Source organism: Cupriavidus basilensis (assembly GCF_029335485.1).
Classification (GTDB): Bacteria; Pseudomonadota; Gammaproteobacteria; order Burkholderiales; family Burkholderiaceae; genus Cupriavidus; species Cupriavidus basilensis_E.
The window spans coordinates 1-22569 of the sequence record NZ_JARJLM010000052.1 but is presented as its reverse complement, the minus strand read 5'-3'; the positions used below and the strand labels follow the sequence as shown (position 1 = coordinate 22569).

General features: G+C 68.1%; 22 protein-coding genes and 1 pseudogene. 8 read left to right on the top strand and 15 right to left on the bottom strand.

Going from position 1 to position 22569, the window contains the following annotated elements; genetic code table 11:
- The 5 genes and pseudogenes from P3W85_RS03350 to P3W85_RS03330 form a co-directional block, all read left to right on the top strand.
- A pseudogene (locus P3W85_RS03350) lies at positions 1-183 on the top strand (iron-containing redox enzyme family protein); the annotation flags it as partial.
- A gap of 85 nt (positions 184-268) precedes the next feature.
- Positions 269-1729, top strand: a complete 1461-nt coding sequence (locus P3W85_RS03345; protein ID WP_276263723.1) for an aldehyde dehydrogenase family protein — start codon at positions 269-271, stop codon at positions 1727-1729.
- 49 nt (positions 1730-1778) lie between these two features.
- Positions 1779-2258, top strand: coding sequence for a GlcG/HbpS family heme-binding protein (locus P3W85_RS03340; RefSeq protein ID WP_276263722.1), 480 nt, complete (start codon positions 1779-1781; stop codon positions 2256-2258).
- A 50-nt stretch (positions 2259-2308) separates the two neighbouring features.
- Complete coding sequence (locus P3W85_RS03335; protein ID WP_276263721.1) at positions 2309-3307, top strand: 2Fe-2S iron-sulfur cluster-binding protein; 999 nt, start codon at positions 2309-2311, stop codon at positions 3305-3307.
- Between the two features lie 42 nt (positions 3308-3349).
- A complete protein-coding gene (locus P3W85_RS03330; RefSeq protein ID WP_276263720.1) occupies positions 3350-4051 on the top strand; it encodes a GntR family transcriptional regulator in 702 nt (233 codons plus the stop codon).
- 15 nt (positions 4052-4066) lie between these two features.
- Here the strand turns inward: P3W85_RS03330 and P3W85_RS03325 are convergent, their stop codons facing one another.
- Positions 4067-4588 (bottom strand): DsbA family protein, encoded by a 522-nt coding sequence (locus P3W85_RS03325; protein WP_276263719.1) that lies wholly within the window; start codon positions 4586-4588, stop codon positions 4067-4069.
- Between the two features lie 59 nt (positions 4589-4647).
- Positions 4648-4908 carry a UBP-type zinc finger domain-containing protein gene (locus P3W85_RS03320; RefSeq protein WP_276263718.1) on the bottom strand — a complete coding sequence of 87 codons (261 nt, stop codon included), beginning with the start codon at positions 4906-4908 and terminating at the stop codon, positions 4648-4650.
- A 228-nt stretch (positions 4909-5136) separates the two neighbouring features.
- On the opposite strand from P3W85_RS03320, the gene wrbA reads away from it, so the two are divergent.
- On the top strand, positions 5137-5757 hold the full coding sequence (gene wrbA / locus P3W85_RS03315) for an NAD(P)H:quinone oxidoreductase (protein ID WP_276263717.1): 621 nt from the start codon (positions 5137-5139) through the stop codon (positions 5755-5757).
- Positions 5758-5786: 29 nt separating this feature from the next.
- Here wrbA and P3W85_RS03310 read toward each other — a convergent pair whose 3' ends face one another.
- From P3W85_RS03310 to P3W85_RS03255, 12 genes are all read right to left on the bottom strand, one after another.
- The gene (locus P3W85_RS03310; protein ID WP_276263716.1) at positions 5787-7094 is read right to left on the bottom strand and encodes an aspartate aminotransferase family protein; all 1308 of its coding nucleotides are present in this window, start codon (positions 7092-7094) and stop codon (positions 5787-5789) included.
- Positions 7095-7114: 20 nt separating this feature from the next.
- The gene (locus P3W85_RS03305; RefSeq protein ID WP_276263715.1) at positions 7115-8176 is read right to left on the bottom strand and encodes a phosphotransferase; all 1062 of its coding nucleotides are present in this window, start codon (positions 8174-8176) and stop codon (positions 7115-7117) included.
- Positions 8173-9201 carry a histone deacetylase family protein gene (locus P3W85_RS03300; RefSeq protein ID WP_276263714.1) on the bottom strand — a complete coding sequence of 343 codons (1029 nt, stop codon included), beginning with the start codon at positions 9199-9201 and terminating at the stop codon, positions 8173-8175. Before P3W85_RS03300 ends, P3W85_RS03305 begins: the two co-directional genes overlap by 4 nt.
- Entirely contained in the window at positions 9198-9923 is a 726-nt protein-coding gene (locus P3W85_RS03295) for a GntR family transcriptional regulator (protein ID WP_276263713.1), read from the bottom strand. Before P3W85_RS03295 ends, P3W85_RS03300 begins: the two co-directional genes overlap by 4 nt.
- Positions 9924-9927: 4 nt before the next feature.
- Positions 9928-10869 (bottom strand): DMT family transporter, encoded by a 942-nt coding sequence (locus P3W85_RS03290; RefSeq protein ID WP_276263712.1) that lies wholly within the window; start codon positions 10867-10869, stop codon positions 9928-9930.
- A complete protein-coding gene (locus P3W85_RS03285; RefSeq protein WP_276263711.1) occupies positions 10869-12278 on the bottom strand; it encodes an aspartate aminotransferase family protein in 1410 nt (469 codons plus the stop codon). The genes P3W85_RS03290 and P3W85_RS03285 overlap by 1 nt, the downstream gene beginning before the upstream one ends.
- Before the next feature lie 69 nt (positions 12279-12347).
- Positions 12348-13343 (bottom strand): 2-hydroxyacid dehydrogenase, encoded by a 996-nt coding sequence (locus P3W85_RS03280; RefSeq protein WP_276263710.1) that lies wholly within the window; start codon positions 13341-13343, stop codon positions 12348-12350.
- Entirely contained in the window at positions 13340-15001 is a 1662-nt protein-coding gene (locus P3W85_RS03275; RefSeq protein WP_276263709.1) for an ABC transporter ATP-binding protein, read from the bottom strand. Before P3W85_RS03275 ends, P3W85_RS03280 begins: the two co-directional genes overlap by 4 nt.
- Positions 14998-15840, bottom strand: coding sequence for an ABC transporter permease (locus P3W85_RS03270; RefSeq protein WP_276263708.1), 843 nt, complete (start codon positions 15838-15840; stop codon positions 14998-15000). The genes P3W85_RS03275 and P3W85_RS03270 overlap by 4 nt, the downstream gene beginning before the upstream one ends.
- Positions 15837-16811 (bottom strand): ABC transporter permease, encoded by a 975-nt coding sequence (locus P3W85_RS03265; protein ID WP_035810278.1) that lies wholly within the window; start codon positions 16809-16811, stop codon positions 15837-15839. The genes P3W85_RS03270 and P3W85_RS03265 overlap by 4 nt, the downstream gene beginning before the upstream one ends.
- 31 nt (positions 16812-16842) lie before the next feature.
- Positions 16843-18408: an ABC transporter substrate-binding protein gene (locus tag P3W85_RS03260; protein WP_276263707.1), complete on the bottom strand. Its 1566-nt coding sequence runs from the start codon at positions 18406-18408 to the stop codon at positions 16843-16845.
- A gap of 91 nt (positions 18409-18499) precedes the next feature.
- Entirely contained in the window at positions 18500-19294 is a 795-nt protein-coding gene (locus P3W85_RS03255; RefSeq protein WP_276263706.1) for a class II aldolase/adducin family protein, read from the bottom strand.
- A gap of 492 nt (positions 19295-19786) precedes the next feature.
- On the opposite strand from P3W85_RS03255, the gene P3W85_RS03250 reads away from it, so the two are divergent.
- Positions 19787-20290: a phasin family protein gene (locus tag P3W85_RS03250; RefSeq protein ID WP_017226160.1), complete on the top strand. Its 504-nt coding sequence runs from the start codon at positions 19787-19789 to the stop codon at positions 20288-20290.
- A 166-nt stretch (positions 20291-20456) separates the two neighbouring features.
- Here P3W85_RS03250 and P3W85_RS03245 read toward each other — a convergent pair whose 3' ends face one another.
- Positions 20457-21191 (bottom strand): uracil-DNA glycosylase family protein, encoded by a 735-nt coding sequence (locus tag P3W85_RS03245; RefSeq protein WP_276263705.1) that lies wholly within the window; start codon positions 21189-21191, stop codon positions 20457-20459.
- Positions 21192-21661: 470 nt separating this feature from the next.
- On the opposite strand from P3W85_RS03245, the gene P3W85_RS03240 reads away from it, so the two are divergent.
- Positions 21662-22569: AraC family transcriptional regulator (locus P3W85_RS03240; protein ID WP_276263704.1), on the top strand; the 908-nt coding region annotated here is incomplete at its 3' end.

The window sequence follows — 22569 nt, the reverse complement described above, 5'->3', positions numbered from 1 at the left end:
GAAATCCACGGCGAACGCGGCTACCAGATCGTGCTCGAGCACGCCAACACCGTCGAGCTGCAGCAGCGCTGCCTGAAGATCTGCGAGATCGGCGCCCAGATGCGCCTGCTCTACACCACCGCCCTCTACCACGACTACGTCGCGCAGGAGATCCCCCTGCCCGAGCTGGACATGGCCGCCTGAGGCCCGCCGCTGGGCAAAAAAAGCAGCATCGCATTGGCATTGACGGCTCCGCCCCGGGGCCTGACCGGATAGAGGCTTGGACATCATGGCAGTGGCACAGACAGACGAATTCAACAACTACATCAACGGCGAATGGTCGAAGAGCGCGAGCGGGCGCACCTTCGACAACGTCAACCCGGCCGATACCGCCGATATCGTCGGCCGTTTCCAGGCCTCGAGCGCGGATGACGCGCAGGCCGCGGTGGCCGCCGCCGCCGCCGCTTTCGACGCCTGGAAGAAGACCCCTATCTCCAGGCGCGCCAAGATCCTCAACGGCGCCGCCGACTACCTGGAAGCCAACGCCGACCAGATCGCCGAGGAACTGACCCGCGAAGAGGGCAAGGCGCTCAACCTGAGCAAGGACGAAGTGCTGCGCTCGGCGCAGACGATCCGTTTCTACGCCGTGGAAGGGCAGTCGTTCTCCGGCGAGACCTATCCGCAGGACGATCCCGACATGATCGTCTACAGCCAGCGCGAGCCGCTGGGCGTGGTGACGGTGATCTCGCCGTGGAATTTCCCGGTATCGATCCCGGCGCGCAAGATCGCCCCAGCGCTGATCGCGGGCAACACCGTGGTATTCAAGCCCTCGTCGGACGCGCCGCTGAGCGGCTACCGCCTGGCGCAGGCATTCGTGGAAGCCGGCATTCCCAAGGGCGTGCTCAATTTCATCACCGGCCGTGCCGGCGACGTGGGCGCCGCCATCACCGAAGCCCCGGCGGTGCGCGCGATTTCCTTTACCGGCTCGACCGCCGCCGGCCGGCATATCCATCGCTCGGTTTCGCTGAGCACGCGCACCCAGATGGAGCTCGGCGGCAAGAACCCGCTGATCGTGATGGAAGACGCCGACCTGGACCGCGCGGTGGACCTCACCATCAAGGGCGGCCTGTCGCTGAGCGGCCAGGCCTGCACCGGCACCAGCCGCGTGCTGGTGATGGCATCGGTCAAGGCGGCATACACCGAGAAGCTGCTGGCCAAGGTCAAGGCCCTGAAAATCGGCAGCGGCATGACGCCTGGCATGGACGTGGGCCCGCTCGCCACCCGCAAGCAGCTCGACACCGTGCTCGGCTACGTGCAAGCCGGCAAGGCCGAAGCCACGCACCTGTGCGGCGGCGAGCGCCTGGCAGGCGAGCAATACGGCAAGGGCTTCTATGTCTCGCCGGCCATCTTCACCGACGTCACGCAGCGGATGCGCATCGCCCGCGAGGAAATCTTCGGGCCGGTGATCGCCATCATCGAGGTCAGCAGCTACGCCGACGCCATCGCCAAGGCCAATGACACGGAGTACGGCCTGTCGGCCGCCATCGTGACCGGCAACCCGCGCTATGCGCACGACTTCGCGCACGATATCCAGTCGGGCACGGTCAAGATCAACCGCACCACCACGGGCAACCTGATCAACGCGCCATTCGGCGGCCTCAAGCAGTCCAGCACCTCCACGTTCCGCGAATCGGGCCGGGCGGGACTGGAGTTCTACACCCAGATCAAGACCGTTTATCGCGGCTGCTGAGCCGGCGCGAACGTCAAACCGACCTCAACGAAACAAGCAGGAGCACGACATGAGAAAAGCCATCAAGCTGGAACTGAAGGAAGCCCGCCACATGGTGGCGGCGGCCATCCGCAAGTCGGAGGAAATCGGCGTGCTGGAATCGATCTGCGTGGTCGACGACGGCGGCTATCCGCTGGCGCTGGAGCGCATGGACGGCGCGCGCATCACCGGCCCGCAGATCGCCTGGAACAAGGCCTTCACGGCCGCCGGCCACAAGCGCTCCACCCACCTGTTCAACCAGGCGCCCAACGGCCCCGCGCTGCCGGGCAATGAAGCCTTTGGCATCCAGTGGAGCTTCGAGGGCAAGTTCGCGGTGTTCGTGGGCGGCTTCCCGATCGTGGTCAATGGCGAAGTCATCGGCGGCATCGGCCTGAGCGGCGGCAACGGCGAGCAGGATACCGCTTGCGGCGTGGCCGCGCTGCAGGCCCTGCAGGAGCTGCTGGCCAGCGAAGACCTGAAGGTGCTGGTCGAAGCCGATATCAAGAAATAAGCGCCAAGCTTCGCGCAGGTCCCTTATCTCCCACGTTCTCCGAGTCAGCCATGTCTTACCGCATTCACCTCGTCGAATCCCAGCAATCCTTTGAAGTCGGTGCCGGCGAATCGGTACTGGATGGCGCCCTGCGCGCCAATGTGCCGATGGCGCATGACTGCCGCTTTGGCGGTTGCGCGACTTGCCGCGTCAAGCTGGTGGAGGGCACGGTGGCCTATGAGGAATATCCCATGGGCCTGACTCCGGAAGAAGAGGGCGAGGGCTTTGCGCTGGCGTGCCAGGCGCGGCCCACCAGCGATCTGGTGATCAGCACCGAACGCCCTGGCGAGCCATGCGCCGAGCCCGCGCGCCATACGGCCGTGATCCGCAACATCGCGCCGCTCAGCGCGGATGTGGTGCATCTCACGCTCGAATTGCCGCAGGCGGAAGCGCTCGACTACCGTCCAGGCCAGTACCTCAAGATCTTTACCGGCGACGGCATCGCGCGCAGTTTCTCCATGGCTTCGGTGCCCAGGGATCGCACGGTGGACCTGCATGTGCGCCGCATTCCCGGCGGCTACTTCACCGAGCGCTTGCTCGCAGGCCTGCGCTCCGACGACCAGCTGGACGTGGAGTTGCCGCTGGGCGGCTTCTACCTGCGCAAGGACGACTATCGCCCGCTGCTGATGGTGGCCACGGGCACCGGGCTGGCACCGATCAAGAGCATCCTCGAATCGCTGATGGACGATCCGGATTGCCCGCCGGTATCGCTCTACTGGGGCATGCGCACCGAAGCGGACCTGTACCTGCACGAACAGATCCAGCAATGGGGCGCGCGGCTCTACGATTTCCAGTACGTGCCGGTGCTGTCGCGCGCCGGCGATGCATGGCGCGGGCGGCACGGCCATGTGCAGCATGCCGTTGCCGCCGACCTGCCGGACTTGTCGGAGCACGCCATCTACCTGTGCGGCTCGCCCGACATGATCCGCGACGCCCGCGGGATGTTCCTCGGGCTTGGCGCCAGCGGCGCGCATATCTACGCAGACAGCTTCACATTCCAACGCAGCTGAACCATGGCGCGCGGGATGGTCCCGCGCGCCGACAAGACGAACATGTCCGACGACCACGGCAGTGTTCCACGCGCCCGCCTGGCGGGCTTTTCCGGCGAGAGCCTCGGCGCCCGCCATTCGCCGCTGTTCGCGCAGGTGACCGACACCTTGCGCCAGCGCATCGTCGGCGGCGTGTACCGCCAGGGCGACCGGCTGGTGGAGCACACGCTGTCGGCGGAACTGGGCGTGTCGCGCGTGCCGGTGCGCGAGGCGCTGCGCGCGCTGGCTGCCGAAGGCCTGGTGCGCATCGAGCCGCGCCGCGGCGCTTCGGTGGCGTGCCTGTCGGCGCATGTCGCGCGGGAGATGGTCGAGGTGCGCGCCACGCTGGAAGGCCTGAACGCCAAGCTGGCCGCGCAACGGCGCGATCCACGGCTGGTCGCCGAGCTGCAGGAGGTCCTGCGCCAGGGCAGCGCGGCCGCGTGCGGCGGCGAGGACGAACGCCTGCTCACGCTCAATTTCCGTTTTCACGAGGTGCTGGGCAACATCGCCGCCAATGGCGTGCTGCAGGAGATGATGCGCTCCTTGCGCGAGCGCACCGGGCTGGTGTTCGCGCCGGCGCACCAGCTGCGCGCGCAGCAGAACTGGGACGAGCACGCCCAGATCCTGCGGGCTGTGATCGCGGGCGACGCCGACCTTGCCGCGCTGCTCGCCGCCCGCCACGTCTACAGCGCGGCGGAGGCGGCCACGCCTGTCGGCCCCTGGTAGCCCGGCCGTCTGCCCCTAGCCGCGCAGCGCCACGGCAATGGCATGGTCCAGGTGCTCCATGCCGAAGGTCACGTCCTGTATCACGCCATTGACGAAGAAGGACGGCGTGCCGCGCACATGGCTGGCGAGGCCACTGTGCTGGTGCTCTCGCACGCGCTGCAGGTAGGTGTGGGCCTTCATGTCGTAGTCATAGCGCTCCAGATCCAGTTCCAGCGTGGCGGCGTACTCCCGCAGCATCGCCGGCTTGATGCCGTGATGCTGCTCGAATATCTGCTGGTGCATGGGCCAGAACTTGTGCTGGGCCCCTGCCGCCTCGGCCGCTTCGGCAGCGGCTTGCGCCTGCGGGTGCCAGGCCGACAGCGGGAAATGGCGGTACACGAAGCGCAGGCGGTCGTGGTAGCGGGCAAGCAGGATCTTCACGCCGCCGTAGGCCAGGCGGCAATACTGGCATTCGAAGTCCCCGTACTCCACCACGGTGACGTGGGCCGATGCAGGCCCCAGTAGGTGGTCGGTCTTTTCAACGGGCGTCGACAGCATGGCATTCTCCTTGAAGGTCTGGCGCATGGGGGTTGGCTTGCGCGCGCGCCGTGCCGCCGTCAGGCAATGACCAGCTTGTCGATATAGCACCAGCGCCAGGTTTCGCCGGGCTCGAACGACTGGATCACCGGATGCGCCGTGGCCAGGAAATGCCGGGTGGCGTGCTTGTTGGGCGAGTCGTCGCAGCAGCCGACATGGCCGCAGCACAGGCAGATGCGCAGGTGCACCCACTCGTCGCCGCTGCGCAGGCATTCCTCGCAGCCTTCGGCGCTAGGGGTCACGGAATGGATCAAGGCAAGGTGCGGACACGCCGTTGTCATGGCTGTACTCCCTGTTGGGCGCCGGCAGGGCAGGCCCATGCCGCGCGGCACGCGGATGAGCCAGGGTCTTTCATTGTAGGCGGCGAAGTTGCGAAGGGAAGCGTGGCTGCCGACGCGTTGCGCGCTGCCATCGCCTAGACTCAACGGATGGCCCGGGCCGGCCCGATCCGGCCCGAAATCCGTTCCATTTCCCGTTTCGCATTTTCCATTGCACACAGGAGGATGACCATGACCTGCAAGATCCAGGTAGTCTTCTACAGCATGTACGGACACGTCTACAAGATGGCGGAAGCCGTGGCGACAGGCGCGCGCGAAGTCGCCGGCACCGAGGTGACCCTGCTCCAGGTGCCGGAACTGGTGCCGGACGCCGTGCTGGAAAAGAGTGGCGCCAAAGCCGCCCGCGTGGCCTTTGCGCATGTGCCCGTCGCGCAGCCGGACAAACTGGCCGACGCCGATGCCATCCTGTTCGGCACACCGACGCGGTTTGGCAACATGTGCGCGCAGATGCGCAATTTTCTGGACCAGACCGGCGGGCTGTGGATGAGCGGCGGGCTGGTGGGCAAGGTCGGCAGTGTCTTTACCAGCACGGCCAGCCAGCATGGCGGGCAGGAAACCACCATCACCAGCTTCCACAGCACACTGCTGCACCAGGGCATGGTGATCGTCGGCGTGCCTTACGCCGAGGCGCGCCTGCTGGACATGAGCCAGATCACCGGCGGCACACCCTATGGCGCCTCCACCCTGACGGGAGCCGACGGCTCGCGCCAGCCTAGCGAGAACGAACTGGCGATCGCAAGGTACCAGGGCCGGCACGTGGCCGGCATCGCAGTAAAGCTCGCGGCGCGCTAGCGGGTGCTTTCGGGTACTTTCGGGTACGCCTAGGCCGGGCGCTCGTTCTCCACCTCGGCCAGCACCGCGTCCAGGGTGTCGGCCAGCAGGCCGGCGTGCGCTTCGGTGAACACCATCGGCGGGCGGATCTTCAGGATGTTGGCCGCTTCGCCGGTGGCGCCAACCAGCACATGGCGGCGCCGCAGCCCGTTGACGATGCGCGCGGTCTGCGCCGTCGCGGGCCGGCTGGCATCGCCGCCATCGAGAAACTCGACCGCCACGAAGAGCCCGGCGCCGCGGATATCGCCGATCAGCGGGTGCCGCGCCGCCACTCCCGCCAGGCGCTCGCGCAGGTACGCGCCCACGCGCCGTACCTGTGCCATGAGTTGCGTCTGCTCGATGACATCAAGCACGGCCATGCCGGCGGCGACGGAAACCGGGTTGCCGCCGAAGGTATTGAAATACCGGCACTCGCGGCCAAAGGCCTGCAGCACCTCGGGGCGCACGGCCAGCCCGGCGAGCGGATGGCCGTTGCCCATCGGCTTGCCCATGGTGACGATGTCGGGCACCACGCCATGACGCTGGAAGCCCCAGAACGCGTCTCCGGTGCGCCCCAGTCCCGGCTGCACCTCGTCGGCGATGAACACGCCGCCGGCCGCGCGGATGGCGGCCACCGCCTCCCGCAGGAAGCCGGGCGGATCGGCGAAGATGCCGTCGCTGGAGAACACGGTATCGACCAGCAGCGCGGCGGGGCGGATGCCGTGCGCGCGCAGGTCTTCGATGGCGTGCCGCACGCCTTCGGCAAAGGCCGCGCCGAGCTGTGCGGCCGGCACGCGCAAGCTGTCCGGCGCGGGCACGGTACGCACGTTGTCGCCAAGCTTCACGTAGCGCCCGAGCGAGGGCGATGCCTCGGCAATGGACGCGGTGACTCCGTGATAGGCAAAGCGCGTGATGATCAGCCCTTGCGCGCCGGTGTGGGCGCGGGCGATGCGCATGGCCAGGTCGTTGGCCTCGCTGCCGGTGCAGGTGAGCATGGCATGGCCCAGCGCGTCGGGCATGGTCGCCAGCAGGCGCTCGGCGTAGTCCAGGATGCCCTCGTGCAGGTAGCGCGTATGCGTGTTCAGCTGCGCCGCCTGGCGGCCGATGGCATCCACCACATGCGGATGGCAATGGCCGACGGACGCCACGTTGTTATATGCATCGAGGTAGCGCTCGCCGCTGGCGTCGTAAAGCCATACGCTTTCGCCGCGCACGATGTGCAGCGGCTCGTCGTAGAACAGGCGGTACGCGGGCCCGAGCACGCGGGCGCGCCGCTCGGCCAGTTCGGCAACGCAGGGGATAGCTGCGGCAATGGTCATCGGATTCCTTGGTGTCGTGGTCAAGCCAGCCCGCAGGCCCGGCGCAGGACGTTGCGCGCGTGCGCCGCGGGGATGGCGTCGCAGGCCGCCAGCCGTTCCCAGGAGACCGCGTTGTTGCGCAGCAGGTAAGGGGCGTTCTCCGGATGCCGCGCGGCGCGCCAGCCGCTGATGGCGACCACCATCACCAGCCGGGCCTGCACCAGGTCGAACAGCACGTCGATCTCATCCGCCTCCAGGGGCAGCACCGCGTGGTACGCGGCGACGAAATCCGCCAGCGTGGCCATGGTATCGCCGGCCGGGTCGACCTGGTAGGCGGCGGCCACGGCCAGGTCGTCGATCAACGGCGCATGGACCATGTCGCCAAAATCCAGCACGCCCGCGATGCGCGCATGGTCAAGCGGGTCGACCAGCACGTTGTAGATGTTGAAGTCGTTGTGGATCGGCTGGGCCCGCAGGCGCGCCAGCCGGGGCCGCACGTTGGCGGCGAAGCGATCCAGCGCGCGGCGCGCCAGTTTGCGGCGGCTCTCGTCCGGGACGCTGTCGAGCAGCCCGCGCACGCTGTCGGCACGCTGGATGTCCCACGGCAACGCCAGCTGGCCGGCAGGATGGCGGAAGTCGCGCAGCGCCAGGTCGAGCCGGGCCAGCGTGCGCGCCAGCGCCCGCGCCTGCGCCTGCGAGCGCTGCGCCTTGGGCAGCGGCTCGCCCGGCAGGTAGCTGAACAGCCGCGTCACGCGGGCATCCCCGCCGGGCGGCTGCGCGACCAGCGACGGCTCGCCCGCCAGGGTCGGCACGATCCGCTGCACGGGCAGGCCGGGATCGGCCGCGGCGATGTGCAGCAGCGCCTGGGTCTGGAAGTCCGCCACCAGCGGCAGCTCGGCGGGGTGGGATACCTTGAGCATATAGCTTGCCGCCGGCGTCTCCAGCAGGAAGTTGCGGTCGCGCTCGCCGGTCAGCGGGGAGAGCCGCCCGGCCAGCCCGTACTGCCGCGCCAGCAGGTCCATGGCCCACGCCAGCGGGACTTCCGGAGAGCCTTCGCCAAGCACATCCGCGGCAGCCAGCGCCGCGCTTGCCGGCCCGTTCATGCCGCGCTCGCGAAGCCGCGCAGCGCGCTGGACAGGTTGGGGCCGAGATCGTCGGAGAGGTAGCCGCCTTCCTGTACCAGCACCGTCGGCAGGCCCAGCCGCGCGATCTCCGCGGTGATGAGCGCGAAGCCGGGCGTGGTGACGGCCAGCGCCTGGTACGGATCGCGCTCGTGCGCGTCCAGCCCCAGCGCCACCACCAGCGCGCCGGGCGCGAAGGCGCGGATGCTCTGGCACACGTCGCGCAGCGCCGCCAGGTAGGCCTCGTCGCCGGTGCCGCGCGCCAGCGGGCGGTTGACGTTGTAGCCCAGGCCCTCCGCCTCGCCGCGCTCGTGCGCGTGGCCGGTGAAGAAGGGCGTGAACAGCATCGGATCGCCGTGCAGCGACACGGTCAGCACATCGTTGCGGCGATAGAAGATGCCCTGCGTGCCGTTGCCGTGGTGCATGTCGATGTCGAGGATGGCAACACGGTCATGGTGGCGGCGCAGGTGCTGCGCGGCAATGGCGGTGTTGTTCAGGTAGCAGAAGCCATTGGCGCGGTCCGCGTAGGCGTGGTGGCCCGGCGGGCGGCACAGCGCGTAGGCGGCGCGTTCGCCATCGGCCACCAGTTGCGCGGCATGGGTGGCCACGTCGGCCGAGCCGACCGCCGCGCGCCAGGTATTGGGCCCGATGGAGCAGGCGGCGTCGCCCATGTGGAAGCCCGCCTGGCCGACCACGCTGTCGGGGTAGGTGCAGGGCTGGCCGGGGAAGGGGTGGATGTTGGGCAACACCTCTTCGGAGGCATCGGGCAGGAGTTGCCAGCGGTCGTAGGCGGTTTCCAGGAAACGCAGGTACTCCGGCGTGTGGATCGCGGCGCGCGGGCCCGGGCCGTGATCGGCAGGGGCGATCACGTCGTGGCCGTCGGCGCGCACCGCCGCCAGCAGGCGCAGGGCGCGCTCGGGCTGCTCGTTGCTGCGCCTCATCCTGCCGCGCACCATGAACGCGTGCGGGTCGTGATCGAGATGCAGATCGCTGTAGACGACTTTCATCGGACGGACTCCATGGCGGGCGCGTTGGCGACACCCTGTTTTTTCATGAACACCGCCCGGACATGGACCCAGGCGTCCTCGATATGGAAGCGCACCGCGGCTTGCGCCGCGGCTTCGTCACGCCGCGCGATCGCCTCGGCGATGGGGCGATGGGTCTCGGCCACGGCCTTGGGGTCGTGGTACACGCTGTCGATCAGCGCGACGATCATGCGGATCTCCGTCTGCATCATGGAGAACATGCGATGCAGGTAGGCATTGCCGGACAGCTCGCAGATGGCCGTGTGGAACGCCAGGTCGCGCGCCACCCGCTCGATCTGCGGCAGCGATTCGGCCTCCTGCACCATGCGCTCGACCATGGCCACGAGCTGCTGCAGCCCGGCCTCCGGCGCCTGCTTGCAGGCGAGCGAGGCGGCCATCAGCTCCAGGTTCAGGCGGACCTGGAACAGGTCGTCGATCTCGCGCACCGTCACCGTGCGCACCGCAAAGCCATGGCGCGGGCGCGACACCAGCACGCCCTGGCGCTCAAGCCGCCGCGCCGCCTCGCGCACCGGCGCGCGGCTGACATTCATGCGGCGGGCGATGTCCGCCTCGACGATGCGGCTGCCGGGCGGCAGGCGGCCTTCGACAATGGCCTGGGTGAGCTGGGCCTCCACCGCCGCCACCAGGTCGGAAACCTCGATGGAAGCAAACGGAGAGGATTCTTCGAATGCGGAATCAGACATGGGCTTAGTCCTTGGCTCGGGCTACGAGCGGCCGCGCCGGCGCCACTGGCGGCGCCAGCCGCGCGCGCAACGCGAGGTAGCCGCCCGACAGCATGATCAGCACGATGCCCGCCAGCGCGATGCCATCGGGCGGGCGCTGGAAGACAAAGGTGCTGATCAGCACGGCGAGCAGCAGTTGAAAATAATTGAGCGGCGCCAGCGTGGAGGCGGCAACGCGCCGGAAGGCGGCAAGCAGCAGCAGCTGCGCCAGGCCGCTGCAGGCGCCGCCGGCCATCATCAGCAAGAGATCGGGCGCGGACGGCATGACCTCGGGCAGCGTCGCCAGCGCGGGCACGCCGGTCACCACCAGGCAGATCAGCGCGGTCCAGGCGTAGAGCACCGGCCCGGCGACCTCGCCGGCCAGCCGGCGCGTCAGCAGCTGGAAGGCCGCATAGCACACGGCCGAGACCATCATCAGCACGGTGCCGACGAAGGGCAGGTCGCCGCCCGGCCGCACGATCAGCAGCATGCCGCCAAAGCCAGCCAGCACGGCCGCCCACTGCGCGGGTCCCACCCGCTCGCCCAGCACCGCCGGCGACAGCGCCACCATGATCAGCGGCGCGGTGAAGTAGATCGCCGTGGCCTCGGCCAGCGGCATGTACACCAGCGCCGCCATGAAGCAGCTGGCCACGATGCCAAGCGCCAGGCCGCGCGCCAGCAGCAGCCACTTGCAGGGCGTGCGCCACAGCTTCAGGCCGCCTGCGCGCAGCAGCCACACCAGCGCGATGACGCTCACCGACACGTAGCGGGTGAGGTTCATCATCGGCGCCGAGTGGTCGCGCAGCATCCACTTGCAGAAGGCGTCGTAGCTGGCGAACGCCACCAGCGCGCAGAAGAACAGCAGGATGCCGTCGCGGCGCGCGCTGGCCGTGGTCAGCCGCAGCGATGGATTGGCCGGGCTGGTCATCAGGCCGCAGCCTTGTTGCCGCCATCGCCGCTGGCCGGCAACTCACGCTCCAGCGCCGCCATGGCCCGCTCGAAGCGCGCGAACAGTGCATCGATCTGCGCCTCGGTGATGATCAGCGGCGGGCAGAAGGCGATGGTGTCGCCCATGGCGCGCACGATCAGGCCTTGCTCCTGCGCCAGCTGCGCCAGGCGCGCGCCAGCCTTCAGCGCCGGGTCGAAAGCGCGCCGCGCCGCCGGATCCGCCGCCAGCTCGATCGCGCCCAGCAGGCCGACCCCGCGCACCTCGCCCACCAGCGCGCGCCCGGCATAAGCCCGCAGCGCCTGCTGGAAGCGCGGCGTGACCGCGTTCACGTGGTCGAGGATGCGGTCGTCCTCGTAGACGCGCAGCGTTTCCAGCGCCACCGCCGTGGTGACCGGGTGGCCAGAGTAGGTGAAGCCATGGCCGAAGGTGCCGATCTTGCCGCTGTTGGCGGCAATCGCCGCGTGTACCTGCTCCGACACCATGACCGCCGAGATCGGCATATAGCCGGAGGACAGCGCCTTGGCGCAGGTGAGGATGTCCGGCTGCATGCCGTAGGTGGTGGAGCCGAACATCGCGCCGGTGCGCCCAAAGCCGCAGATCACCTCGTCGGCGATCAGCAGGATGTCATGGCGGCGCAGCACGGCCTGGATCTCAGCGAAGTAGGTGGCCGGCGGCACGATCACGCCGCCCGCGCCCATCACCGGCTCGGCGATGAAGGCGCCGATGGTCTCGGGGCCTTCCGCCTGGATCAGCGCTTCCAGCTCCTGCGCCAGGCGGGTGGCAAAGGCCGCTTCGCTCTCGCCCGGCGTGCCGTAGCGGTAGTGGTGCGGGCAGCCGGCGCGCAGGATGCGGTCGATCGGCAGGTCGAAATCGCGATGATTGGCCTGCAGGCCGCTGAGGCTCGCCGCCGCCACCGTGACGCCGTGATAGGCGTTGGTGCGCGCGATGATCTTCTTCTTGTCCGGCTTGCCGATGGCGTTGTGGTAGTACCAGACCAGCTTGACGGCGGTGTCGTTGGCCTCCGAGCCGGAGTTGGCGAAGAACACCTTGGACATCGGCACCGGCGCCATCGCGACCAGCTTCTCGGCCAGCATGATGGCGGCCGGGTTGGAGCGATGGTTGAAGGTGTGATAGCAGGGCAGCGTGCGCATGGCCTGCACCCCGGCCTCGATCACGCGCGCGTGGCTGAACCCGAGCGAGCTGCACCACAGGCCCGACATGCCCTCCAGGTAGCGCTTGCCCTGGTCGTCCTCCACATAGATGCCGTCGCCTTTGGTGATGACGAGCGGGCCGACGCCGGGGTGGGCGGCCAGGTTGGTGAAGGGATGCAGGTGGGCCGCGATATCGTCGGCGGCAAGGGCGGCGTGCGAGGGCAAGGCGACGGTCATGTCAGTGACGTCCTGTGGTCGTGGTCTGGTGTGTCGGAGAGTTGGCGCGGCGGCATGGCAAGGCCAAGATCAATATCCCTGTGCCGGGTCGACCGCCACCGCGGGTCGCTGCCCGCAGCGCAGCTGAGCCAGATTATCCAGCGTCTGGCGCGCGATCGTGGCCGCATCGGTGCGTGCCGCCACGTGCGGCGTGGCTTTGATGCGCGGATGCCGCCAGAACGGATGCGCGGATGGCAGCGGCTCGTGCTGGAACGCGTCCAGCGTGGCCGCGCCCAGCGTGCCGTCGTCCAATGCGCGCAGCAGGTCGGCCTCGACCAGGTGGCTGCCGCGGCCCACGTTGATCAGATGCGCGCCGCGCGGCAGGCGGGCGAACAGGCCGGCGCACAGGAAGCCCTGCGTCTGCGCGGTCAGCGGCAGCAGGCAGACCAGCGCATCGCAGCCCGCCAGGAAGGCATCCAGGCCGTCCTGGCCGTGGAACCCTTCGACGCCCTCGGGCAGGTCCGCCTTGGGGCCGCGGCTCCAGCCGCGCACCGCGTAGCCCACGGCCTGCAGCGCGCGGGCGCTGGCAATGCCCAGCGTGCCAAGCCCCGCGATACCCACGCGGTACCGCGATGGTGCCACGATGGGCTGCTCCTGCCACTGCCCGGCCGCCGCGCTGGCAAGATACGCGCCCATGCTGCGCTGGTGGTGGATCACGGCCCACGTCACGTAGGCCGTCATGCTGCCGGCCATGGCGGTATCCACGATGCGGCAGACGGTGGGCCCGCTGGGCAGGTCCGGGTCGCTCAGCAGGTGGTCGATGCCCGCGCCCAGCGACTGCACCAGCTGCAGGTTGGGCATGGCGGCCAGCAGGCCCGGCGGGGGCGCCCAGCAGACCGCGGCATCGATGTCGCCCAGCGCGCCCAGGTCGGGTCCAACGCGCAGGTCCACCCCCGGCGCCGCCGCGCGGAAGGCGGGGACGAGATAGTGCATGTCGAGCACGCTGCTCAGCAGTGCCACGCACGGTGGTTTGCCGGTCGTCATGTCCAAGGTTTCGGCGGGATTCTCGAGAGCGGTGCGCGTCATGCGTAGCCTCCGACGGCCTGCAAGCGGGCCGGCTCCGGCGCCTCGTCCACATCCTGCGCCCTGGCCAGGCGTGGGATGGCGTCGATCAGCTTGCGCGTGTACGGATGCTCGGGCGCGCTCAGCACGCGGGCCGTCTCGCCGTACTCGACCACCTCGCCCCGCTGCATCACCGCGATCTTGTCGCACATCTGCGCGGCCACGCGCAGGTCGTGGGTGATGAAGACCATGGCCAGCTTGAATTGCTCGCGCACCTTGGCGAACAGCTCCAGCACCTGCGCCTGCACCGACACATCCAGCGCGGAGACGGGCTCGTCCGCCACCAGCAGCTCCGGCTGCATGGCCAGGGCCCGGGCAATGCCGATGCGCTGGCGCTGCCCGCCGGAGAATTCATGCGGATAGCGCTCGGCTGCCTCCGGCCCCAGCCCGACCAGGCCGAGCAGCTCGCGCGTGCGGGCTTGCGCTTCTTCGCGCGACACGCCCTGCGCGATGGGGCCAGCCGCGATGGCCGCGCCGATCCGGTGGCGCGGGTTGAGCGACGCATAGGGGTCCTGGAACACCATCTGCAGCTTGCCGCCCGCGCGCTGCAGCAGCCCGCCGCCTTGGGACAGGTTGCGCCCGTTGATCACGATGCGGCCGCTGTCGAACGGTGCCAGGCCGACGATGCAGCGGCCCACCGTGGATTTGCCGGAGCCCGATTCGCCCACCAGCCCGAGCGTCTGCCCGCGCAGCAGCTCGAAGTTCACGTTGCGCGCGGCCTGCACCTCGCGCCCGCGCCGCAGCAGGCCGCCGCCGGTGCGGTAGGTCTTGCACAGGTCCTGCACCTGCAGCACCCGGTTGACCTCGGCCTGCGCGGGGGGCTGGCGCAGATGGCCACCCGGAATGGCGCTGATCAGCTTGCGGGTGTAGGGGTGCTGCGGATCGGTCAGCACGCGCGCGGCAGGCCCGGCCTCGACGATGTTGCCGGTCTGCATGACCACCACCTGGTCGGCGATCTCGGACACCACGCCAAAGTCGTGCGTGATGAACAGCACGGCCATGCCGCGCCGCTTCTGCAGCTCGCGGATCAATTGCAGGATCTGCGCCTGCGTGGTCACGTCGAGCGCGGTGGTGGGCTCGTCGGCGATCAGCAGGCGCGGCTCCAGCGCCATGGCGCACGCGATCATCACGCGCTGGCGCTGCCCGCCCGACAGGCGGAAGGGGTAGCTGTCGTACAGCAGCTCCGGATCGGGCAGGCCCACGTCGGCCAGCGCCGCCACGATGCGCCTGCGCTTTTCGGTGGCGGACAGGCGCAGGTGCGCGTCGAAGACTTCAGCGATCTGGTCGCCGATCCGCATCACCGGGTTGAGCGCGGTCATGGGCTCCTGGAACACCATGCCGATCTTCTGCCCGCGCAATTCGCGCATGGCGTCGTCATCCAGCTGCAGCAGGTCCTGGCCCTCGAACAGGATGCGCCCGGCAACCGGCTCCACGTGCGGCCGCGGCAGCAGGCCCATCACCGCATTGGCGATCATGGACTTGCCCGAGCCGGACTCGCCCACCACGCACAGCGTCTGGCCGGCCTGCAGCGTCAGCGAGGCGCCTTGCACCGCCAGGGTGCGGTCGCCGCCGGCCGGCAGGCGGATGCTCAGGTCCTGGATATCAAGTACCGGCGTGCTCATCGTCCGCTCCCGCCAAGGCGCGCGTTCAGCGCGTCGTTCAGGCCTTCGCCCACCATATTGAGCGCCAGCACCGTCAGCAGGATGGCCGTGCCGGGAAACACCGCCATCCACCAGGCCTGGCGCAGCACCGTGCGCGCCGCGCCCACCATATAGCCCCAGCTCATGTGGTTGGGGTCGCCGAGCCCAAGGAAGCTCAGGCTGGATTCGAGCAGGATGGCGGTCGCCACCATCAGCGAGGCCATCACCACGATCGGGGAGCTGGCATTGGGCAGGATCTGCGACAGGATGATGCGCGGCGTCGATTGCCCGGCCAGCTTGGCGGCCTGCACGAAGTCGCGCTGGCGCAGCGTGAGGAACTCGCTGCGCACCAGGCGCGCCACCGGCGGCCAGGACACGATGGCGATGGCCGCCACGATGGAGCCGATCGACGGCTCGAAGATCGCCACCAGCACCAGCGCCAGCGCAAAGCTCGGCACCGCCTGGAACAGCTCCGTGAAGCGCATCAGCGCCGCATCGATCCAGCCGCCGAAGTAGCCGGAGATGGCGCCCAGCGTCACGCCGATCAGCAGCGAGACCACGGTGGACACCACGCCGATCAGCAGCGAGATGCGCGCGCCGTGGATCACGCCCGCCAGGATGTCGCGCCCCATGGTGTCGGTGCCCATGGCAAAGCCGGGCTCCTGCATGGGTTGCAGGAACGGCTGCTGCACCATGTCCCAGGGATCGTGCCCGGCCAGCCACGGGCCGAACAGCGCGAGCACGGCAAAGCCCACCAGCACCGCCATGCCGAGCACGGCCGCCTTGTTGCGGCAGAAGCGCCGCCAGAAAGTATTTTTCATTGCATCTCGATCCGCGGGTCGACCAGCGTGTAGACAAAGTCGGTCAACAGGTTGAACAACACGGCCATGGCCGCGGTGACCAGGAAGCAGCCCAGCAGCAGGTTGTAGTCGCGCTGCAGCAGGGCATCGAACATCAGCCGGCCGATGCCGGGCCAGGCGAACACCGTCTCGGTCAGCACCGCGCCGCCGATCATGCCGCCGGCCTGGATGCCGGCCAGCGTCACCACCGGCAGCAGCGCGTTGCGCAGGATGTGGGCGCGCTGGATGCGCCCCGGGCGCACGCCCTTGGCGCGCGCTGTCTTGACGAAATCCATCTGCGCCACCTCCAGCATCGAGGCCCGGGTCATCCGCGCATACACCGCCATGTAGAACAGCGCCAGCGTGAGCGCGGGCAGCACCAGGTGCGAGGCAATGTCGAACGCCAGCGCCAGGCCGTGCAGGTCCGCCCCCACGGTGAAGTAGCCAAAGCCGGGCAGCCAGTCGAGCTTTACCGAGAACAGCAGCACCGCCATCATCGCCAGCCAGTAGAGCGGCGTGGCGTAGAACACCAGGGCGAAAAGGGTGATGGCGTTGTCCACCCAGCTCCCCGCGCGCCGGCTCGCCCATGCCCCCAGCACCACGCCGAACAGCACCGAGAGCAGGAAGGCGCTGCCGGTCAGGATCAGCGTGGCCGGCAGGCGCTGCAGGATCAGGTCCAGCACCGGCTGCTGCTGCCGGTAGGAGAAGCCCAGGTCCAGGTGCACCACGTGGCCGAGGTAGGTGGCGAGCTGCTCCGGCACCGGCTTGTCCAGCCCGAACTGCGTGCGCAGCTGCGCGACGAACTGCGGGTCGGAGGCGCCGGCCTCGCCGGCCATCACCGAGACCGGGTCGCCCGGCGCGGCCCGGATCAGCAGGAAGTTGACGGTTGCGATGACCAGGATCGCGATCACGCCCTGTACCACCCGGCCTAGCATGCGCTGCGTACGACTCATGGCTTTGCCCCAGAGAAGAAGATGACTGCCATCACGCCAGCCAGGCGCGGCCGATGCCGTCGTTCAGGCCAATGCCGGAACTGATGGGATTGTTGATGCGGCTGCGGTACAGCGTGGGGAAGTTGAGCTCGTGCATCCACACCACCGGCATCTCGTCGACCAGGATCTTCTGCACCTCGTGATAGATCGCCGCGCGCTTGGCCGGGTCGATCTCGCGCGCGCCGGCCTGGAACAGCTCGTCGACCTTGGCGTTGCGATAGCCCTCGACGTTGTTGAACGGCGAGCCCTGCGCGATGTTGTCCGAGGTGTAGTTGCGCGCCACGCCCAGGGCCGGGTCGCCGTACTGGTAGACGTAGGTGAAGGCAAGGTCGTAGTCCCACTTGTTCAGCCGCTCGCCCCAGCCCGCCACGTCGGTCGGCGTCATCTCGATCTTCACGCCGGCCTGCTGCAGGTTCTGGCGCACGATCTCGGCCGAGCGGGTCCAGGTTTCGCCATAGGGCAGGGGCAGCAGGCGCAGGGTCTCGCCCTTGTAGCCGGATTCGGCCAGCAACTGTTTGGCGCGGGCCAGGTCGCGCGGATACTTGGCCACGTCGGTGCTGGCGTACTTGATGTGGCTGTTGAAGGGGCCGGTTGCGCTCTTCGCATAGCCTTGCCAGGCCACCTTGGCGATCGCGTCGCGGTCGATGGCAAAGGCCAGCGCCTGGCGGAACTTGATATTGTCCATCGGCGCCTTGCGGTTGTTGACCCACAGCCAGGAGTGCGGGGCGAAGAATTCCCAGCCCTTGGTGGTGACCTGCACGCCGGGCAGCTTGCTCAGGCGCGCCACGTCGAAGTACTCCACCGCGCCGCCGGGCACCAGGTCGACCTTGCCGGACTCGAACGCGGCGGCCCGCGCCGACGCATCGGGAATCACGTGGAAGTACACGCTGTCGACCAGCGGCACGTCGGGCTGGTGATATGCCTCGTTGCGCACCAGCTGGATGTACGAGCCGCGCACCCATTCCTTGAACTTCAGCGGACCGGTGCCGATGGGCCGGGCGTTGGCCGGGTTGGTCAGGAAATCCGTGCCCTCGTAGATATGCTTGGGCACCATGGGCATGGTGCCCACTTCGAAGATGCCGAGGAAGGGGCCAAACGGGTATTTCAGCTTGAACTCGACCGTGAGCGGGTCCACCGCGCGGATGCTCTCCACCGCCGCCAGGTTGGCGCGCAGCCGGGCATGCGTCTTGCGCAGGAACACGTCGGCGGAGAACACCACGTCAGCCGCGGTGAACGGCTTGCCGTCATGCCAGGTGACCTTGGGCTTGAGCTTGAACGTGTACAAGGTGCCGGCCTGGTTCACCGTCCAGGAGGTTGCCAGCGAAGGCTGCGGTTCCAGCTTCTCGTCATAGCGCAGCAGCCCCTCGTAGATGTTGCCGGAGATCAGCTGGGTGGGGCCGTTCTGGGTGATGCCGATCATCAGGCCGGACGGCTCCGGCTGCACGAGCGCGTTGATCACGCCCCCCTTCTTTCCCGCCGCGAGGACGTGGAACGGGACACCGGCGAGCGACAGCCCGGTGGTGGCAACACCCATCTTGATCAGTTGGCGACGATTCATTGCGGAACTCTCCTGGGGGCTAGGGACAGATAACTGGCAACACGTAAAGACACGTAACCGACAAGCCGGAATGGGTAAGGCGGGCAGGGCGTCAGTCGCGGAACGACGTGGCGGCGGCTGGCTCCAGCCGCTCCAGCAAGGCGCGCCATTCGCGCGCGTACGGGTCGGCTGCGCCCGGCTTGCGGTTGGTGTCGCCGCTCTCATACTGGCGCGCGGTCTTCTCGCAGATGGCTGCCGGGACCGGATTGACCGGCTGGCCGCTGGACTGGATCGCCACCTGCACGCGGCAGGCGCGCTCCAGGTTGTGCATCAGGATGAAGGCCTCGGCCACGCTGCGGCCCAACGTCACCAGGCCGTGGTTGCGCAGGATCAGGGCGCGCTTGTCGGGTCCCAGGTCGGCCACCAGCCGCTCGCGTTCCTCATGGTCGAGCGCGATGCCTTCGAAGTCGTGGTACGACACGCGGTCGTGGAATTGCAGCGCCCACTGGTTCGACGGCTGCAGGCCGCAGGCCAGCGACGAGACGGCCACGCCCGCCACCGTATGCGTATGCAGCACGCACGCCGCGTCGTGCCGGGCGGCATGCACCGCGCTGTGGATGGTGAAGCCAGCCGGGTTCACGTCTTGCCCGGGCGGGCCGCTGATGATGTTGCCGTCCAGGTCGATGCACACCAGCGAAGACGCGGTGATATCCCGGAACAACATCCCGAACGGGTTGATCAGGAAGCGGTCCCCGGTGCCCGGCACCCGGGCCGAGATATGGGTGTAGATGCTGTCGTCCATGCCATACAGGGCGACCAGGCGGTATGCGGCGGCGAGATCCTCACGCACTCGTTGCTCGACCTCGGAGATGGCGGGAACCAGGCGGGAAGAGACGTTGTTGCCCATGTTTGGGTTTCCTCGGGTTGGCGATCGGGTAACTGTAGGTCGATGGTCAGCTGTCGACAGTTGGCATTTATACCGATTACGCAAAGTTCAGGCCACGTTTGCCGGGATCCCTCATCCTTGCTGCGGCGCGGTATATAACTGCTTGAATTTCAAGGGGATATCGTGGCCATCCACGCGGGTCCAGGCTCAGGCAGTGAGGAGGCAGCGCGTGCTCGCTGGTGGTGCGATGCGCAAGAAATGGGCGCCGGCGGGCTGGCCCGGGGCGTGGAGAACAGGAATGGGGCGCGGCAAGAAAAGGGCGCGGCATGCCCGGATTGCAACACCTCGGCATTGCGAGTTGCATTGGTGCCACTTTGCGCCGATTGCTGGATTTGCTTGACTCTTGCCGGGATGCGTCTATCATTCGCCTGATTGCTGCACTGCAGCAATCGCGATGATGCCGCTCACGAAACCCCCTTCGGCAGCGTTGGATCATCCCCAGGAGACTATTTCATGGCAAATCCCACCCAAGCTCAGTTTTTCGGCGTCCAGCAAGCCAACCTCGACCTGTTTCTCGCCCTGGTCGGCCCCCTGGCCCGCGGTGCGGAAAAAATCAGCGCGCTGAACATGCAGGCCGTCAAGAGCAGCCTGGCGGATACCACGAACTACGTCCGCGAATCCAGCCAGCAGCCCGTTGGCGCCGGCATGGCCGGCCTCAAGCCGGAACTGGCGAATGGGTTTGCCCAGAAGATGAACGCCTACGCCGGCCATGTGAACGAGATCTTCGCCAGCACCGGCGCCGAGTTCGCGCAGGAAGCCCAGCGCCAGATGCGCACCTACGCCACGCAGACCCAGGAAGCCATGGCGTCGTTCGGCAAGAACCTGATGTCGAGCGCCGGCAGCGCATTCCCTGCCGCCGACGCTGGCGCACCGAGCTGGGTCGCGGCCTATGAAACGGCCATGAAGCCGATGCGCGACGCGATGGAATCGGTGATGCCCGCCACGGCTGCAAAGTAAGGCGGCACGGCTGGCCGCTGCGAAAGCAGAAGCCGGCAGCAAGAAAAACTGCGCCCACGTGGCGCAGTTTTTTTTTGCGCTGCGCGTCCTTGCCAATGATGCGGCGGGCGGGCAGCATGTGACTCCGGTTCGGAAATGTCAGCGTTATCGGCGCGCTATCTGAGCGTTATTGGCTGCATTGTGCGGCCCCTCCAGCACACCTCTCATCTAATGAGACGCCCGGAGCCGTGACTGGAATGCATGACCCAAGCCGACGGTTCGCTTTGATGGGTGCCGAGAGAACGGCCTCCACCCGCTGGCGCAGCACCGGCAGCAAATCCTGCGCGAACCAGCTGTTGTGCTTGAACCATCCCTGGTTGCGCGGCGAAGGGTGTGGCAGAGGGATATAGCCCGGCCCGTGCGCGGCAAAGCCGGCCACCGTTGATGTCACGCCGCCGCGCGCCGCCGCCCCCAGGAAACGCCGCTGCGCATATTGCCCGACCAGCAAGGTCAGTTCGATGTCCGGCAGGCGCGCCAGCAGCGCATCCATCCACAACGGCGCGCATTCCTTGCGCGGCGGCAGGTCGCCACTGGCGCCACGGCCCGGGTAGCACAGCCCCATCGGGATGATGGCGATGCGCGCGGCATCGTAAAACACGGTCTTGTCCACGCCCATCCACTCACGCAGCCGGTCACCGCTGGGGTCATCCCAGGGAATGCCGCTGGCATGCACGCGCGTGCCCGGCGCCTGGCCGACAATCAGGATGCGGGCCGTGGCGGCGGCTTGTACGACCGGGCGGGGGCCAAGCGGGAGGTGGGCTTCGCACAGGCGGCATGCGCGGACCTGGGTCAGCAGGGCATCGAGGTCGGTGCTGCTGTCATCACCCGCGATGGAAACAGCGACAGGCGAGGCGTGCTTCATGCTGGCTTGCAGACAGAGTCAATTTGAATGGCGGCTAGTGGACTATGCATTGTCGGTCCGAAGCAGGTTCGTTTGTTGGTTATCGTTCATCTGACACACAAAAGCCGGGCACGGGAAGCACGTCCATTCGAAGCACTCCCTAAGCACGTTGTCGATGGCGCCAGGCCATCACGCCGTTCCCATTTTGGCACCAAGTTGGCCGAACCGCGGGTACGTCACTCCTGCTTCGCGCGTTCGAGTAATACGCGCAGGCTGCGAACTGGAAATCCACGTGCACAGCAATCCCTCACAACATTGAAGGGGAACCCGAAAATGCGCTTGTCAGCATCACGCCGGTCCGGATAGCATGGGGATACGAATAATTCGCATTTGCAATCATCGGGTGATGCCAAACGGCATGCCGATGGTCCGATGGATCGACAAAAGGGGGCAGGCGCACCATGGCGCCGCGCCACCGGGGGAATGGCACGATGGTGATGACCGCTGAGGGAGAAGCCCGTCCAGATGCCGAGCGCCCAGGACTGGCGGCGCACAGGGTAAAAATCCGTGAGGTGCGGCCGGGCTTGTCCCTCCATGCCGACGACGCGGTGGACGAGTTCGATGCCGTGGTCACGGGACTGTGCACACCGGGCCTGCATGTCGTATTGCTGCTCGAGGGCGCGCTCGACCTGTGGTACGGCGAGCGCCCCGTCGCATTGAGGACGGCTGCCCGGCGCGCGGCGCCTGCGCTGGTGCGCGCGCCGCTTGCGCAGGCCCGGTTGCGCCCCCAATCGCGCCCCCAATCGCTCCTCTTCAACGCGGTCGAGCCGGACACGTTCCGCCGCCGGTTCAGCAAGGGCCGCTATGCGCGGCGGCTCAGCCTCGGCGTGTCGGGTGACTGGCTCGCGCAACTGCAGGCGGCGAGCGGCGCGGCCATGCCGGCGCATCTGGATTCGCTGCTATCCACGCACTTGTCGATGCGCGTCGGGCCGCCTACGCCGCGCGCGGCGGCGCTGGCCGAGCAAATCGTGCGGCCGCCCGCCTATCAATCCATGCTGCAAGCCATCTATCTGGAAAGCCGCGTGCTCGACCTGTTGGGCGAGGTGTTCGAGCCGCTGCAGTCGGTCACGCCGGCGGGCGTCCCGGACTCGGCGGTGCTCGGCCCGCGCGATTACCGCCGGATGGCGGATCTGCGCGCGTTTCTTGGCAGCGAGGCGGCGCAGCGGCTGTCGCTCGACGCGATCGCGCGTCACGCCGGCATGAACGCGAATGCGATGCAGCGGCAGTTCCGTGCCGTCTTCGGCACGACCATCTTCGACTTCCTGCGCGAGAACAACCTGCAGCGCGCGCGCCTTGCGCTCGAGCGCGATGCGGTCAGCGTCAAGCAGGCGGCCGTGCT